General features: G+C 63.0%; 16 protein-coding genes. All 16 read left to right on the forward strand.

Annotated features, from left to right (window positions below; translation table 11 throughout):
- The first annotated feature begins 69 nt into the window (after positions 1–69).
- The 16 genes from SJY41_RS00160 (at position 70) to SJY41_RS00235 (ending at position 16,141) form a co-directional block, all read left to right on the forward strand.
- On the forward strand, positions 70–2,346 hold the full coding sequence (locus SJY41_RS00160; protein ID WP_380778057.1) for a portal protein: 2,277 nt from the start codon (positions 70–72) through the stop codon (positions 2,344–2,346).
- Positions 2,347–2,483: 137 nt separating this feature from the next.
- A complete protein-coding gene (locus tag SJY41_RS00165) occupies positions 2,484–2,663 on the forward strand; it encodes a hypothetical protein (protein ID WP_380778060.1) in 180 nt (59 codons plus the stop codon).
- On the forward strand, positions 2,647–3,510 hold the full coding sequence (locus SJY41_RS00170; RefSeq protein WP_380778062.1) for a hypothetical protein: 864 nt from the start codon (positions 2,647–2,649) through the stop codon (positions 3,508–3,510). Before SJY41_RS00165 ends, SJY41_RS00170 begins: the two co-directional genes overlap by 17 nt.
- Positions 3,503–3,961, forward strand: coding sequence for a hypothetical protein (locus tag SJY41_RS00175; protein WP_380778064.1), 459 nt, complete (start codon positions 3,503–3,505; stop codon positions 3,959–3,961). The genes SJY41_RS00170 and SJY41_RS00175 overlap by 8 nt, the downstream gene beginning before the upstream one ends.
- A 99-nt stretch (positions 3,962–4,060) precedes the next feature.
- The gene (locus tag SJY41_RS00180) at positions 4,061–5,329 is read left to right on the forward strand and encodes a P22 phage major capsid protein family protein (protein ID WP_380778066.1); all 1,269 of its coding nucleotides are present in this window, start codon (positions 4,061–4,063) and stop codon (positions 5,327–5,329) included.
- Positions 5,330–5,341: 12 nt separating this feature from the next.
- Complete coding sequence (locus SJY41_RS00185; RefSeq protein ID WP_380778068.1) at positions 5,342–5,797, forward strand: hypothetical protein; 456 nt, start codon at positions 5,342–5,344, stop codon at positions 5,795–5,797.
- Positions 5,798–5,870: 73 nt separating this feature from the next.
- Positions 5,871–6,263, forward strand: a complete 393-nt coding sequence (locus SJY41_RS00190) for a hypothetical protein (RefSeq protein ID WP_380778069.1) — start codon at positions 5,871–5,873, stop codon at positions 6,261–6,263.
- Positions 6,263–6,757, forward strand: a complete 495-nt coding sequence (locus tag SJY41_RS00195; protein WP_380778071.1) for a hypothetical protein — start codon at positions 6,263–6,265, stop codon at positions 6,755–6,757. The genes SJY41_RS00190 and SJY41_RS00195 overlap by 1 nt, the downstream gene beginning before the upstream one ends.
- A gap of 22 nt (positions 6,758–6,779) precedes the next feature.
- Positions 6,780–8,120 (forward strand): hypothetical protein, encoded by a 1,341-nt coding sequence (locus SJY41_RS00200; protein WP_380778072.1) that lies wholly within the window; start codon positions 6,780–6,782, stop codon positions 8,118–8,120.
- 421 nt (positions 8,121–8,541) lie between these two features.
- Positions 8,542–8,949 (forward strand): packaged DNA stabilization gp4 family protein, encoded by a 408-nt coding sequence (locus SJY41_RS00205; protein WP_380778074.1) that lies wholly within the window; start codon positions 8,542–8,544, stop codon positions 8,947–8,949.
- The gene (locus SJY41_RS00210; protein ID WP_380778075.1) at positions 8,949–10,355 is read left to right on the forward strand and encodes a packaged DNA stabilization protein; all 1,407 of its coding nucleotides are present in this window, start codon (positions 8,949–8,951) and stop codon (positions 10,353–10,355) included. Before SJY41_RS00205 ends, SJY41_RS00210 begins: the two co-directional genes overlap by 1 nt.
- Entirely contained in the window at positions 10,348–10,851 is a 504-nt protein-coding gene (locus SJY41_RS00215; protein ID WP_380778077.1) for a hypothetical protein, read from the forward strand. Before SJY41_RS00210 ends, SJY41_RS00215 begins: the two co-directional genes overlap by 8 nt.
- On the forward strand, positions 10,851–11,333 hold the full coding sequence (locus SJY41_RS00220) for a GNAT family N-acetyltransferase (protein ID WP_380778079.1): 483 nt from the start codon (positions 10,851–10,853) through the stop codon (positions 11,331–11,333). The genes SJY41_RS00215 and SJY41_RS00220 overlap by 1 nt, the downstream gene beginning before the upstream one ends.
- A gap of 496 nt (positions 11,334–11,829) precedes the next feature.
- On the forward strand, positions 11,830–12,450 hold the full coding sequence (locus SJY41_RS00225; RefSeq protein ID WP_380778081.1) for a hypothetical protein: 621 nt from the start codon (positions 11,830–11,832) through the stop codon (positions 12,448–12,450).
- 44 nt (positions 12,451–12,494) lie between these two features.
- Positions 12,495–13,253: a hypothetical protein gene (locus SJY41_RS00230; RefSeq protein WP_380778082.1), complete on the forward strand. Its 759-nt coding sequence runs from the start codon at positions 12,495–12,497 to the stop codon at positions 13,251–13,253.
- Positions 13,253–16,141, forward strand: a complete 2,889-nt coding sequence (locus SJY41_RS00235; RefSeq protein ID WP_380778084.1) for a hypothetical protein — start codon at positions 13,253–13,255, stop codon at positions 16,139–16,141. The genes SJY41_RS00230 and SJY41_RS00235 overlap by 1 nt, the downstream gene beginning before the upstream one ends.
- Positions 16,142–16,152: the final 11 nt, after the last annotated feature.

Here is a 16,152-nt window from a genome sequence, read left to right on the forward strand (position 1 = left end):
TATCGGACACAGCTAAGACAAACTAAGACAAAATGACCGAACCGGTTCGCGCGCGTAATTGGTTCGGTCATGGCGGACACCGACGACACCACGGCACCCAAGCGCGAGACCACGAGCGAGCGTAACGCGAAGGTCCACGAGCGGGCCATGAAGCGGTTCGACGCGATCTGGGGCGTGGTGCGTGAAGAGCGTATGCAGAACCTGGCTGATCGCCGCTTTGCCCGTATCCGTGGAGCGCAGTGGGAAGGCCAGTACGCGATCGGCGAGACCGTCGACGACAACGGCGACCCGATCGACACCGGCGCGCCCCGCATGGAGGTGCCGAAGTTTCTGCGCCCGATCCGCCGCGTCAAAGGCGAGTACCGTTCGAGCCGCAAGCAGGTCGACTTCAAACCGAAGGGCGACGACAGCGACCGAGCCAGCGCCGACAACCTCGACGGACTGTACCGCGCCGATATGCTCGACAGCCCGGGTGGCTTCGGGTCTGCGCAGGACAACGCGTTCGACGAGGCGATTGACGGCGGGCTGGGTGGCTGGCGTCTGCGTGATCGCTGGGAAGATGACGAAGACGAGGCGAACGAGAATCAGCGTATCGGGTTCGAGCCGATCTATGATGCGGATCAGTCGATGTTCTTCGACCTGGACGCCAAGCACCAGGACAAGTCGGACGCTCGGTTCGCGTTCCTGCTGACCACGCTGAGCCGGGATGCGTTCGAAGAGAAGTACCCCGATGCCACGCCTTCCACGTTCGATGGCGTCAGCAACTATGATTACGACTGGATTCAGCCGGATAGCCTGACGCTGGCTGAGTATTTCGAGGTTGAAGACCGCTCGGTACTGCGCCGCACCTTCCAGATGAAGGGCGTCAATGTACTCGCCGATGACATGCGCCCCGAAGAGCGTACGTTCGATGACGCCGATCTAAAGGCTGAGCGCGACGACCAGCCGACGTTGGAGAGCGAGCTTGAGCAGCAGGGCTACGAGCAGATCAAGCAGCGCCGGATCAAGCGCCAGATCGTTCGCCGCTACCTACTGACTGGCGCGGAATGTCTCGAAGGCCCGACGACGATCCCAGGCAAGTTCATCCCGATCATCCCGCTTTATGCCGAGCGTTCGTATGTGCAGGGCATCGAGCGCGCGCAGGGCATGGTACGGCCGGCGATCGATGCGACCAGGCTTTACAACATCGTCGTCAGCAACCTTGCCGAGTCCGCGAGCGGGCCGAGCGATGACACGCCGATCGTTGCACCTGAGCAGGTCGATACCGCGATCCTCGACGCGTGGGCTAGCCGTAAGGTCAAGCGGCCTGCCGTGCTGTTGCTGAAGCCGATCTACGATGAGAACGGCGCGATCATCCAAGCTGGCATGTCGGGAACGCTGCCCGCCGCTCAGGTCTCGCCCGCGACCGCAGCGCTGATCCAGGTGGCCGGCGCCGACATTCCCGATCTGATGGGGATGAACGACCAGCCCGAGACTGTCCCCGCGAACACGTCGGCCGCTGCAATACAGCTGGTGAACGACCGCGGCGATGTGACAGACTTCCTCTGGCACGATAACTTCTCGCTGGCGCTGACACATTGCGGGCGCGTGTGGCTTTCGATGGCCGGCGATCTCTACGTCGAGGAGGGCCGCAAGATGGTCAGCCTCGACGCCGAGGGTAAGCAGTCCACCATCACGCTCGCCGAGCCGCGTACCGATGATGGCGGCGAGCACCGCGTGAATGACCTGACGACGGGCAAGTACGATGTCGTGGTCGACGTCGGCCCTGCGACCAAGACGCGCCAGGATGCGACGGTGAAGTCGATGACTGGGCTCGCATCGGCCTACACCGCCAATGGCAACGCCGCGAATGCAGACGCCGCACTGGGTGTCGCTGTCCTCAACATGGAGGGCGAAGGCACCGAGGCTTACCGCTCGTTCATCCGTAAGCAGGGGCTCCAAGGCGGCTGGGTCGAGCCGAGTGAGGAAGAGGCGGCGCAGTTGCAGCAGGCCGCAGAGGCTGCGGGTCAGCAGCAGGATCCGAACATGATCGTTGCGCAGTCGCAACTCATGCTCGCCCAGGCTGAGCAGACCAAGGCGCAGGTCGCGCTAATCGAGGCAGAAACGAAGCGGATCACCGCCGAAGCCAACGCCGAGAAGGCCAAGGCGCAGACCGCGGCCGCACTCGCCACGATCGATCGCGACGACCGTGCGCAGGTCTTGGACGAGGTCGAACGCGCCACGAACATCGAGCACACCGACGAACAGCACCAGCACGACCGCACGATGGGCGCAGTCGATGCATCCATGCGCGTCGAGCAGCACGAACGACAGATGAACCAGCCGGAGAGAGACAATGCAAGTTGAAGAAATCCGTATTTGGGCCTTTCAGCAACTGGCCTCTATGCCCGCACCCCCTGGAGGGCTGTTGAACCTGAAGCAGTTCATTGCAGATGCTGATGTATTGGTAAGCTGGGTCGTGCACGGCCATCCGGAGGCGCCGGATGGCAGAGATTAAGCGAGAGCCGATTGTGCGTGATGATGGCGATAGCGTCACGTTTGACGCCGATCATACCCACTCGGACATCTTACGCTACGTTATTGGCGATCTAGGTGCTGAAGACGCTGTATTTCTCATGAACCTACTGGCTGAGGAGGTGCGGGTTGATGGCAACGCAGCTTGAAGACGACTTCACCGAAGACGCACCCGATCTGGATCTCGACGACGAGCAGGAGGCGGATGCTGAGGCGAACGATAACGATCAGGAGCCTGACGATCTCGACGACGACAGCAATGACCAGGACGACGATGCAGAGGAAGACGTCGTCACGTTCGGTGCTGACGATGTCCGCGGCGAGGACGAGCCCGAGGGCATCCGGAATCTTCGCGAGGAACTGAAGCGTCAGAAGGCCCGCGTCCGTGAGCTTGAAGGCGCTGGCGCTGCGCCCGTCGAGGTTGGCGCGCGCCCGAAGCTTGAAGACTTCGACTACGACGAGGACGCGCACGGCGAGGCTGTCGAGGCGTGGATCGACAAGAAGCGCAACGCCGATGCTCAAGTAACGGCTCGCGATGAATTGATCCGCCAGGCGCAGGAGAAGTTCAACACGCAGCAGCGCGCGTTCGAGGACGGCTGGAGCGCTCTACGTGTCACCGGCAAGGATGCGGCGCGCGCTAAGGTCGAGGACACGTTCGATCCAACGCAGCAGGCGATGCTGATCAAGGCGGCGCGAGGCAACGGTGCGGGCCTGATGCTGTATCTCGGCACGTCCGCCGCCAGCCTCGATAAGCTGAAAGCCCTCGTCAACGATCCCGCCGAGTTCATCGCAGAAGCAGCCGTGATGGCGAAGGAGGTCAAGGTGGAACGACGCAAACCGGCAACAACGCCGATCGAGCCGGTGCGGGGCGGCACTGGCGGCGCTGCTAAGGGAGACGCCCGCCGCGCACGCCTGGAACGCGATGCCGACACCAGCGGGGATTACTCCGCACTCATCAAGTACGATCGTGATTTGGAGATGAAACGCCGTGGCTAATCTGACCGCACGCGAAAAGGCGCTGCTTCGTGCAGCGATGGAAACCGAGTTCTCGCGGCTCGACAAGGACGCGCAGAACACGTCCAGCGAATACCTCTCCGCATACCCCCGGATGATGTATCGCATGACCGATGTCGAAGAGACGACGGTCCTGACGACGCACAACGACGGGCGCCCACGCGAGGTGCGGATCGATAACCAGTTCGCCGGGCTGCTGTGCGACACGATCATCGCCGAGACCGCCGACGAGGCCGAGGCGCTGACTGCTGATGGCTGGGATATCAGCCCGCAGGCCGCGCATGGTGTTGTGACCGGGATGGCCGCAGCAACGACCGCGAAGGACGACGAGATCGCCGCGCTGCGTGCCGAGCTGGCGGCTGAGCGTGCGACCAAGACCGGTGGGAAGGGCTCCTCGAAGGGGCCACCGGAAACGCTTGCACTGGCCGAATAGTTCGGGTATCTGGATACCCGCGCCATCGGTCCCCAGACAACCGTGATGTCTGAGTAGCGGCGAAACCGGGCTTCGGCCCCGCTACTCAGGGATCACCACATGGCTTCATCGTTTTTCAAGGAAGAGCGCGTCGCATTCACCAACATGGTGAAGGCATTCGAGGATCAGCTTGCTTACGGGCAGGCCGCGACGCTGTTCGACGAGCTTACCCCGGCCGAAATGGTCTACACGCGCGATCGCGTTTGGGTCGACACGCCGATGATCGGCTCGAGCTACGACGGATTCGATCAGACCAGCAACTTCGACGGCCTGACCGAACTGGTCGTGCCGGCATCGGTCGGCTTCCACAAGGCTAGCCCCAAGGTGCTGTCGTCGAAGAACCTGCGCAACGAGCGGGCAATGACGCGCTGGATGGACTCGGCGAAGGCCAAGCTCGCATCGGACGTGAACGCCGCGGTTCGCCGTCGCGTCGCGCTCGAGGCCGCGATCTTCACCAAACGCACCGTTGCGCCGACCGGCTTCGACGACCTCGCTGTCAGCCAGGCGCAGATGGACGAGATTGGCGTTCCGGTCGACGACCGCGTTGCCTTCATCGGCACGCGCGCCGCGATCGGCATGGCATCCAACCTCGCCAGCCGTCAGACCATGAACGGCGTCAATCTCTCGGCCTACGAGAAGACGAAGCTGATCGATATCGCGAACTACGAGGTCTATCGCGACGACCAGCCCATCCGCCTAGCTGCGGCTGCTGGCGGTGCCACGACCGTCAACGGCGCCAACCAGTACTGGGAGCCTGCCGCGTTCACGACCGAACCGGACGGCGAGCAGGTCAACCGCGACAACCGCTATTCGCAGCTCGTCGTGACTGCTGCTGCAATCGCCTCGGTCAAGCAGGGCGATGCCTTCACGATCGCGGGCGTCAATGCGATGCACCGGATCTCGAAGCAGGACACCGGCCAGCTACAGACGTTCCGCGTGATTGCTGTCAACACGTCGACCAACACGCTGACGATCGCCCCTGCGATCATCTCGAACGGTGGTGCGACGATCGCCGGCCGCGAATACCAGAACGTGACCGCCACGCCTGCAAACGGTGCGACGATCACGTGGCTCAACACCACGACCGCGGAGATCAACCCGTTCTTCTCGCGTCGCTCGGTGCTGCTGCTGCCGGGTTCGTTCAAGGTCGATGCAGGCGACGGCTGGTCGGTGATGAAGGCAACCACGCCGGTTCTCGGTCTTCCGATCACCTACACGCGCCAGGGCAACATCAACGACCTGTCGCTCAAGGCTCGCGTCGACATCGACTTCGGCACGGCGCTTCTCGCGCCCGACCAGGCCGGCGTCGTCATGTTCAATCAGGCATAAGGAGCGGACACGATGACGACCAAGAAAGACACGACCGGCACGAACCTCGCCGACAACGCGCCCGCTGGCCTCACGGTCACGGACGCGGAAGCGGAGAAGGCACGCCACGAAGGCGCTCTGGACGCGGTGAAGGACGCCGCCAAGGATGCCCGTATCTCTCTGACCGATGGCGCGCAGCCGGGCGACCCCGCTGTCGATCGCTGGCCCGGCTCGGACGAGTCGCAGCAGTATGCGTATATGTTGGAGGACGCGCCCGATGCGTTCGACAAGCGCGTGAACGGTAAGGACAGCCCCGTCACCGACGTGATGGCAGCTGGCTTGCTAAAGCTCGAGCGCGCTGGCCAAAATCGTACCCCGTACGTCAAGACGCTGCTGAAGCGCCTCGGCCTCAAGGGTTCGGAGATCGGCGAAGTGACGTCGGCTGGCCCGGCGTACACCAACGACATGTCGCTCATCAGCGGCCTGTAAGCTTGACGTGGGTGGCGCGGGAATACCCCCGACTGCGTCACCCACGTTGAGAACCGGGGCAGGGGGACACCTGATGCGCAATATCATCTTACTGGCGCTGGCATTGGTCGCGTCGCCTGCCACGGCTCAAACCGCCCGCCCCGTCGCCGTTCAGACCCAGTCGAGCGGCGCCGCATCTGGAGCCGTCGTAATGACCGGCGTAGGGCAGGCTAGCAGCGTCAACATCGTCAATGGCGCGACGGCTGGGTACGCCGTACTATACGATAGCCTGACGGTCCCCGCAGACGGCGCGTTGACGCCTTCCCTGATCCGCTGGTGCATGCCTGTCGCGATAAATACCGGGCTGCGCGACACATTCCCCGCGCCCCTCCCATTCTATAACGGGCTTGCCGCGTTCGTATCGTCCACGAGCTGCACGACAAAAGCCGCGGTCGCCTACGCGTTCGCATCGGCGCAGGTCCAGTAATGCGCTGGCTCGCCCTTCTCGCGTTTGTTGCAACGCCTGCGCACGCCCAGCTCGTATCGCCTCCAGGTGTGACGATCGGCCAAGTCCAGGCGCTGATGGACCAGTCTATCGCGCCGGTCTTGGCCAAGGCTGACAGCGCCATGACGAAGGCCGACGCGGCTATCGCCGATGGCCTGACCAGCGCAAACCGTCAGCAGGCGTTGCGGATCCAGGTTACACCCGATGCCAATGGCCGGGCGGTGTTCACCTACCCGATGCCGTACGTTGCTGGGACCAAGCCCGCGGTCACCACGACAGCCGAGACACCCAACGGCGCGACCTATCGCAATGACGCCAGCGTCGAGGAGAACAGCGCCACGAACACGCAGGTCGTGATCCTCGTGCAGCGCGTGCCCAAGACGATCGTCGTCAGCCTGCTGGGCGCTGTCACGAACATCATAGCCCCCGTCACCACCCCTGTCTGGATCAACGTGCTGGTGAGGGCTCCAGTATGACCCATATCGCAAGGAACGCCGCATGACCGTCCGCCTTCTCGTTCCTGCTTATGGCAAGCAGACCAACGCGCTTTACACTGGTACTCAGGCCGCAGAGCGTGCGCTGATCGACGCGGGGCAGGCGGATAACCAGCTTGACGCGTCGTTCGATTACCCGGCTTATCTGGCGGGCAAGTCCATGGCGGTTGGTACATTAACTCAGACCTCGGTAGATGCTGCCGTAGCTTCTGGCGTAGGATTCGCTGACCCCACGGCACGGGCCGTCGTTGCCCGGATAGGCGCATTGCCAAAGTGGCGGAGAGCGATGGCACGTGTGCGGGCGGGTAAAGGTCGGGGACGGATCTTGATTGTCGGGGATAGCACGAAGGTCGGCGTTGGCGCTGGCAGTGGCGGATTTCCCGCGCTTACCGGCGCTCGCGCTCGTAGCTTCGGGGTACGTTTGGCTGAGGGTATTTCCCAAGCCGGCCTACTTGCTGTCCATACGAATTTCATGGGTACTGGCACCACCAAGGGCAGTGGCGGCAACGGTGTTTTCGCAACCGGCTATGATCCGCGTCTGACCTTCGGTGCAGGTTGGACTTACGGGACTGCTGATGGTGTCGGCGGTCCGATGTTCTTCAACGGTACGACGACGAACAGCATGGACTTCGCCATTCCGGGTCAAAGCGACACCATCGAGATATACTCGCCGCGCAATTCCGGGCTGGGGGCCTTCACCGCAGCCGTAGATGGCGGCGCGGTGCTGCAAACGGTTGTCCAGGATGGGGTAGACGGGTTCATTAAAACGACGATCACGGTCACGCGAGGTGCGCACACGCTCAACCTCTCCCGTGTTTCCGGTCTTGTGTTCATCACAGGTGTTATCGCTTTTGATAGCACCGTGCCAGCAGTCGATGTTGTCAGCGCGGGTTGGTCGTCTTCCACCGCTGGCTTATGGGTGTTTGCTAGTTCAGCGTTTACTTTTGGTGCGATTAGGGGGCAGTCGGTAATTGGGCCGGACCTGACAATTATTGCGCTAACAATTAACGAGGCGCTCACAGCAAGCGCAACCCCTATCGCGACCTACCGAACAAGCCTCCAGGCACTCATCACACAGGCAAAGTTGAGCGGCGACTGCCTGTTGATGACAGGTATGCCGAGCGATTTCAGCTTAGCGACGGCCGACGCTCAGGCTCAAGTTGTAGCGGTGATGGCCGAATTAGCAGCATCCAATGATCTCCTGTTTATCAACAACCATGCGCGAACTGGCGGCTGGGCGGCGCTAAACGCGCTTGGGGAGATATTCGACGGCCTCCACGGAAACGACCTTTACTATGCTGACGAGGCCAACGCCACACGCGCATTCTTAATGGACTACATGTAATAACAAAGTGTTAAGACACTTACCAACGGTAAATCCTTCAAATGAGTTTACCGCTTTGGCGTGTCGCGTTATGGCGCTCGCCGGGGGATTAATCTTTCCCGATTAGGCGGTAAAAGAGGTGAGCCTTGATCCGAGCATTTCCTTGGTGCCTACGCATTTTCAGCCGGCTAGCATCGGTTGTGGGAGAGGTTAACAACTCAAGGAGGAGCGCGCAGTCTACCCGCCGGGCGAACCCCGATGGCGGGCGCTGTCACAGTTGCGGGACTGTGACAGATGCTGGTTCCAAGGAGTGCTGGGAATGTGTGCTGGATCGGCAATGGTGACAAGGGCTAGCCAACAACCCCACATTTAAGCTATATCACCACCGTCGAGTAAAAGCGGCGCCGGCACCGCTCCAGCAATTCATGCGGAGCCGTGCTATATGACCACCAGAGCCAGCATCCTCTCTCGAGCCTTCGGACGCCTCGCGATGGGCGACTACGAGTTCGACGTGACGCCTGACGAGCGAGCGCAGGCGCGGGACTCGCTGGATACGATGCTGGGCGAGTGGGCGGCGGTCGGCGTTGATCTCCGTCATACTCCTAGTGATGGCGATAACGACGCCGAAGAGATGACGACGCCCAGCTGGTCGGATCAGGGCGTGATCGCGAACCTCGCGCTCCGGATGGCCGCAGATTTCGGCAAAACGCCGGGTTCTGGCCTCACCAAAGACGCCAAGCGCGGGTATGACCTTGCCACCGCCAAGACGCTCGCAATCCCGACAGCACAGCGCGCGCAGTCCGTCGCGCATGGTGGTGGTGAGCGATACTATCGCCGGTTCTCGTACTGATGGTGCAGATCCCCATCCTGTCGGGCATCTACGCCAAGACGACGGCGGATTTCGCGCGTTCGTTTCCGGTCAACCTAATGCCGATCGCGGAGAGCGGCGACGGCACCGGGACGGGCATCAGCAAAGGCTATCTGAAGGTAGCGCCGGGCTTGCGCAAGATGGCTGACACGCTGGGCGAGGACCGCGGCGGTTATGTCTTCAAGGGTGAGCATCTGCGAGTGCTGGGGACCTTCCTATACCGCGTCGCAACGACCGGCCATGTGCTCGCTGTCGGCAACGTCGGGCTTGGCGGTCCGGTCACGTTTGCAGAGTCCTTCGACCGTCTCGGCATCGCATCGGGCGGTGACCTTTGGTATTACGACGGCACGAACCTGACGCAGGTGACCGATCCCGACCTTGGGCCGGTGCTTTCGATGGCTTGGCAGGATGGCTATTTCATCACAACTGACGGCGCCTCGCTGGTCGTGACTGAACTGAACGATCCGACGTCGGTCGACCCGCTCAAGTACGGATCCTCGGAAGCGGACCCGGACCCGGTAACTGGCGTGCTGGCGTTGCGTGGGCAGGTCTATGCGCTGAACCGCTACACGATCGAGGTCTTTATCAACGGAGGTTCTACCGGCTTCCCGTTCGCGCGGTCGCGTGGTGGGCAGATACCGAAAGGATGCGTCGGACCGCACGGGTTCACGCCGTTCGTCGAGACGTTCGCGTTCTGCGGTTCGGGCCGGAATGAGTCGCCTGCGATCTACCTTGCGGGATCGGGGCAGGGCATTCGGATCAGCCCCCGCGGCCTCGACGACGCTCTGGCCGCGCTCACCGAAAGCGAGTTGGTGCTGGTCGAGCTCGAGGCGCGCAATGGCGCAGGCATGACCGAGTTGCTTGTCCACCTTCCGACCGAATCGTGGGTCTATCACTGGACGGCATCACAGCAATTCGACCTTCCCGTGTGGTCGCGGCTGGCGGGCGGGATTGATCTATCGCTTGCCTACCCCGCGCGGCACTTCACGTTCTATAACAACCAGTGGTGGTGCGGGACCGTCAGCGCGATCGGGGTGGTCGACGAGATGGAGCCGACGCTGTTCGGTGCCGAGTACGCGTTCCAGTTCGACACGCCACTGGTTTACAATGGGCGAGCCGGTGCGATCGTACATGACCTGGAGCTGGTGCCGCTGGGTGGCCGGTCCGTCACCGAGACGTTCGTCGATATGAGCTACACCGACGACGGCGTAACCTGGAGCCAGAAGCGGACGGCATCGCTTGGTGCGATCGGCGAACGTGAGACGCGGCCGGGCTGGCGTCGGGGTGGGCGGATCAGGCGCTGGCGTGGCTACCGGTTCTCCGGGCTGGTCACCGGCGCCGCGGCCTTCGCGCGCTTGGAGGCTCAACTGGAGCCCTTGAATGGTTAGCAGGGTCACAGACAACGAGTACACGTTCCTCACCGATCGCGAGATTGCGGCGTCGGGCATTGGATCCAGCCCGTCTGCGGTTCAGGCTTATGGGGACTTGCAACGCGCCGTTTACGAGCTCGCTCCCGCTGACGTCGGCGATGCGCAGGCTGCTGCTGAGGCCGCGGATGGCAAGGCCACAGGAGCGCAAGAGGCGGCGGAAACAGCGGACGGCAAAGCTGAAGACGCTGGTACGCGGGCGGATGCCGCACAGGGCCGCGCGGATGACGCCTATGACCTCGCGGACACGAAGGTATCGAAAAACGTGGGCCCCGTGTTCTCGGCGCCTAGCGGCGGGGCCTCACGCAGCGCCTTACCCGCCTACGCCGGGGGCACCGCCTCTGCGGTCTACACCCCCTCTGATGTGCAAGCACTGATGGACCAGGTCGCAGCACTTACGTCGCGGGTCGCGGCGCTGATCGTGGATGGGCGCTCGAACCAATCACTGAAGAGCTGATGCTGTCTGTACAGCCGATCAAGGATAGCGCCGCGACCAACGCCATCCTCTGTAACCCGTGGGTGCACGCCAAGCTTGCGCAGGACGGACGCGAGCCTGGTTATATCGACCACCCGCTCGTCAGCTACCACGGCGCCTACGTAGACGGCTCGCTCGTCGGCGTGTTTATCGCCGTTCAGTTCACGCGATGGGAGGTCGAGGTTCACGCCGCGATGCTGCGCCCCGCTATCCCGCACGGTCGCGCGCTCGGGAGGCTGTTCTTGGATACGGTGTTCGCAACCCCTGACGTGTTACGCGCTACCGCCTATGTGCTCGGCTCGTTGCCGTCCGCAGCAAACTACTGCCGGCGTCTAGGCTTTGTCGACGAGGGTGTGCGGCGCTCGGCTTGCATGGTTGGCGGGGTGCCGACTGACATTGTCGTGCTAGGGTTAGTTAGGGGCGCCCTTCTCTCCACAGCGATAGGCCACGGCAGCAACCATTAGTTGCATTGCATCGCCGTTACGCGCCGACGCCGGGAGGAGATCATACACCGCCCGGTATGCTCGGGGCATTTCGGCAGCAGTTGGCAGGCATTTGGCCCCCTGTTTTTCAGCCGATTGCACCGCAACGCCTGCGACCAATAGGCACTTCGCAGCGCTGAAAGGGGCGACATCGTCTACCCCGACCGGAACGTCCTCACCCTTCTCAGCTAGGGCGCAGCCGATGTATAGGTCCTTGGCTTGCGGCACATCATGTCCGTAGCGTTTCGTTGAGCGCGGCGCCGTGGGCTCGGTGACGAGAACGGTTGGCCCGCCATAGCTGCGGCATGTGACCGTATCGAATAAACGATTGCACGTGGTCGTCACCTGCAACGCGACAGCAAGAAACAGCATTCATCCTCCCGCGGGTATTGCAATACCCGAATCGCCGTGGCATACCTTAGCCACCGCGTATTGCACAGTCCGGTCGTGCTCCTGAACTTGTTTCGGAGCAACGGGCTTGAGTTTCATCGGCGACGCGATTGGTTCAGTCCTCGGTGGTATCACCGGCGCGAACCAGTCCGCCAAAGGTGCGCAGGCAGCAGCTCAAACGCAGGCAACCGCCGCAGATAAGGCTATCGCCGAGCAAGTAGCCGCGCGCGGTGAGGCTCGTGGCCTTCAGCAACCATTCGTCAACGCCGGCACCGCTTCCCTCACGCAGCAGATGGCGCTGCTTGGTCTCAACGGCACAGCCGACCAGCAGACGTCGATCAGCGCGCTCCTGTCCTCGCCTCAGTACACCAGCGGCGTCCAGCAGGGCGAGGAAGCGATTCTGGCGAACGCGTCCGCAACTGGCGGGCTTCGGGGCGGCAACACGCAGAACAGCCTGTCGCGCTTTCGTGCCGACCTGCTGAACACGACCATTCAGAACCAGATGCAGAACCTGAACGGGCTGACCTCGCTGGGGCAGAACGCCGCGGCGGGCGTGGGCAACAACGCGATGAACTCGGCGAATAACATCGGCTCGCTGCTCAACCAGCAAGGCGCCGCGATCGCGGGTGGGCAGATCGCCAAGGGCAACGTCGTGGCGAACAATTACAACACCATGCTGCAAGCAGCTGGCGCGATTGCGGGGTTCTGACGATGGCCATGGGACCTATTGATTACAATTCGATGCAGACGCGGTTGGACTTCAGCCCGTTGGTGCAGGGCCTTCAGCTTCGTCAGCAGAAGCAGAACATCGAGGCGGACAACCAGCGGCAGGAGAAGCTGGCCCAACTCGCGCGCGACAAGTTTACGATCGACCAGCAGGAGCACGCCGCATACCTGGCGGATGTCGAAGCGTACAAGGCTGACCCAACGCCAACACGTCTGCGCGATATCGGTCTAAAGCATCCCGAGCAGGCCGCTGCACTTCAGAAGGCAGGCGACAGCTACACGACCTCGCAGAAGCAGGATCTGATCGGGACGGGCTTCGGTGCCCTTGGCGCGCTAGCCGCTGGCAACAATGACCTGGCGGCGTCCACTCTGGAGAAGCGGATCGAGGCACTTAAGAACAGCGGCATCGATACCTCGCACACTCAGGCCGCGGTCGACATGATCAAGGCTGGGAAGGCCAAGGAGGCTACAGCTTACCTGTCGTACGCGATGGCTGGGCTTGTCGGGTCGGATCATGCGGCAAGTGTCATGGAGACGCTCGGCGTTGGTGGTAAGGCCGACGACAAGCGGGCTGACAATGAGCGTGCTGACCGCCGGGCCGAGCTAGAAGAGCGCCGCGTGACGAACAGCGAGCGTGCCACGAACGCGGCCATTGCTCGCGGGGACGCCGCAAGCGCTCGCGCTGAGCGTGCTTCGGATCGTGCCGATCGCAAGGCAGCTGGCGGCGGTAAGGGCGGAAAGAAGGGGGCGTTCAGCGACTCCCAACTTGACGCGTTGATTCAGTAATGGCTGCGACCGGACAGCTAAAGGAGCGGATTCAGCTGCTACAGGCGGCGAAGGCGCGCGCGGAGTCGCTCGGGAAAACGCTGAAGCCAGAGGTCCAGAAGGAACTCGACAGCTATTCGTCTCAGGGGCTGCTGGGTTCGTCTGCGGCCGGCGCTGCGGGCGGCAAGGTATCTGAGGGGGAGCGTAAGACTGCCTTCCTAGCGACACGTCTTGCGGGATCGCTGGACCAGCTCAACGACGTGCCCGCGGATCAGCAGCGACCTGGCTGGTTCCAGGAGGCTGTTCGTGGCGTGGCGCCCGAAGCGATCGCGAACAGCCTAACCGGCAGTGACCGCCAGCGAGTTGAGGCCGCGCAGGGTGACATCCTTGACGCAGCGCTGACACTCGGCACGGGCGCGGCGTATACGAAGGAGCAGCTGACCGGTTACCGTAAGAGCTACTTCCCCCAGCTTGGCGACAGCGACGAGGTTATCAAGGATAAGACGAAGCGGCTCAACACGCTGCTTCAGTCTGCGCGCATCGGCGCCGGTGGCGCTGCTCCACAGATCGATGAGGCTCTGAAGAAGTCCGGGTTCGCGGTTCCCGGTGCGACAGAGGCGAAAGGAGGTGATCCTAAATCCGGCACGACGGGGGCAGCGGTTGCTGCTGGCGGCCAGCCCCCGGCGGGTCCAACTCCGCCAAGCGGTCCTGACAGTCGCGGAGGCGTGCAGTTCAACGGCGAGGGACCGCAACTCGCGGCTGGCGTCTCGAAGCTGTCGCCCGAGGCGCAGGAGAAGCTTTACCAATTCTCGCTGACGAAGCCGAACGCGGCGCAGCTCAAGCAGTATTATGACACGCTGGGCGCCGGTGTGCTGCCTGACGCAAACGCACAGCAAATCGCGGACTATTACGGCAAGGGCGGCACCGAGCGCATCGGTGTCAGCTACGACAAGGCCGAAGTAGCGCCTGTTGATGCTGGCGACGGCTCGGTGGGTGCGGCTGCTCGCGGCGCTGGGAATGCGCTGACGCTGGGCTTTCTCGACGAGGCTGGCGCGCTGGCGGATACCGTCACGCAGGGCGGAACCTACGACCAGAACCTCGACCGTCGCCGCGGCCAGGAACTGTTCGACGAGCAGAACAGCGGTGTCGCGCGCTTCGCCGGGCAGATGGTCGGCTCGCTCCCCTTGGGTGGGATCGAGTTCGCCGGCGCGCGTGCCGCGTCGCGCGCGGCTGGTGTTGCGGCGATCCGGCAGGGGCTGGGTCGTGAAGTTGCCGCGATGCAGGCGAACCGGACCTTTGCCATGCGTTCGGCCATGGAGGGCGCTGGGATCGGTGCCGTCTATGGCGCGGGTGAGGCTGAAGGCGGTCTAGGCGATCGCGCTATCGGCGCGGCTGGTGGCGCTGCTTTCGGCGGTGCTGCTGCGGGTGCGCTGTCGCTTGGTGGGGGTGCAGTGCTGGCGCGTCGGGCTGCTGCTGCGCGTGGCGTGGCTCCAGCGCTTACTGAAGGGCAGCAGACCCTCGCCGCTATGGAGCGGCAGGGTATTACGCCCTTGCCTGCTGACGTTGGCGGTACAGCAACGCGGATGGCGACATCAGGCGTCGCGCAGACGATCGGCGGAGGCGGTGCTGTACGCAGGGCTGCACAAGCTACCGTCGACACTTCGCAGGCTGTCCGCGATCGCGTGGCCGCTTCGCTTGGCATGGCAACTAATCCGGAGGCCGCAGGTGAAGCCGCGCGCGCTGGCGCTGATCAGTACATCCGGACGACCGGGCAACGTATCGGGCGGATCTATGACGTCGCGGAATCTGCTGGCGGCCAAGCCCGGGTGGATACGCCCGACGCGTTGCGCGTGCTCAATCAAGAGATCGGACCGCTTGAAGAAAGCCCAGTTGCGAGCCCCGGCTTGGCGGTCCTCCAAGGCCTTCGCGACGCTTTGCAGCAGCCGAATACTATCCGCGGCCTGCGGAACATGCGGACGGCTGTCCGGGACCAGTTTGAGGCTACGGGCCTTCGCGGTTCCAACATCCAGCGAGTCGCAGATCGTGTCGTTACCGCCGCGACCGACGACATCGTCAATGGCCTGCGATCGCAAGGTCTCGATCGCGCAGCCAATGCATACCGGCGCGCCGATCGCCTTTGGTCCGAGCGCCTGCGCGTTATCGATGACGAGCTCGAGCCTATCCTTGGCAAAAATACCGAGAAGTCGGGCGAACAGATCGTCGGCGCGCTGAAGTCGGCAATGAGCGGCAATAACCGCCGGTTCGTCGGCTTCCTGGATGCATTGCCGGCCAACGAGCAGGGCATCGTTCGCGCGTCCCTAGTCCAGCGGCTTGGGCAGGCGACCAAGGGCAATCAGGACGAGACGGGCGAGGTGTTTTCGCTTTCGACGTTTCTGACACACTGGAACGATATTGGCGAGACCGCAAAGAACCGTCTGCTCGGTGCTGAGGGACGCGCGGCTCTCAACGATCTAGCCCGCGTGGCCTCGTCGGCAAAACAAGCCCAGAAGTTCAATAATCATTCGAACAGCGCATCTGCGCTCGGGGTTGGCGGCGGTGCTATCAAGCTGGCGGAAGGCGCCGCAGCGTACGCCTCGGTCGGCAAGGTTCTTGGTCTTACCTACGGCGCAGGCCGCTTACTGGCATCGCCGCGGTTCGCTCGATGGTTGGCGCGTCCTCCACGCGTACCGACACCCGCAGCCTCTCAAGCTTGGGCAGAGCGCCTAACCCGTATCGCCAAGGCTGAGCCGGCCATCGCTCAAGATGTCCTTGGGATTCAATCGGGGCTTCGGAGACTGACGCAAGGAGCTTCCGTCCCAGCAACCGCGCAGGAAGGCACTGCACCCGCCCAGATAATCGACGGGCAAAACAGCCAGCAACAGGCCCCAGCAGAAGGGGCGCAACAATGATCGCATCCGTG

The organism is Sphingomonas sp. R86520 (assembly GCF_042466285.1).
Taxonomy (GTDB): Bacteria; Pseudomonadota; Alphaproteobacteria; order Sphingomonadales; family Sphingomonadaceae; genus Sphingomonas.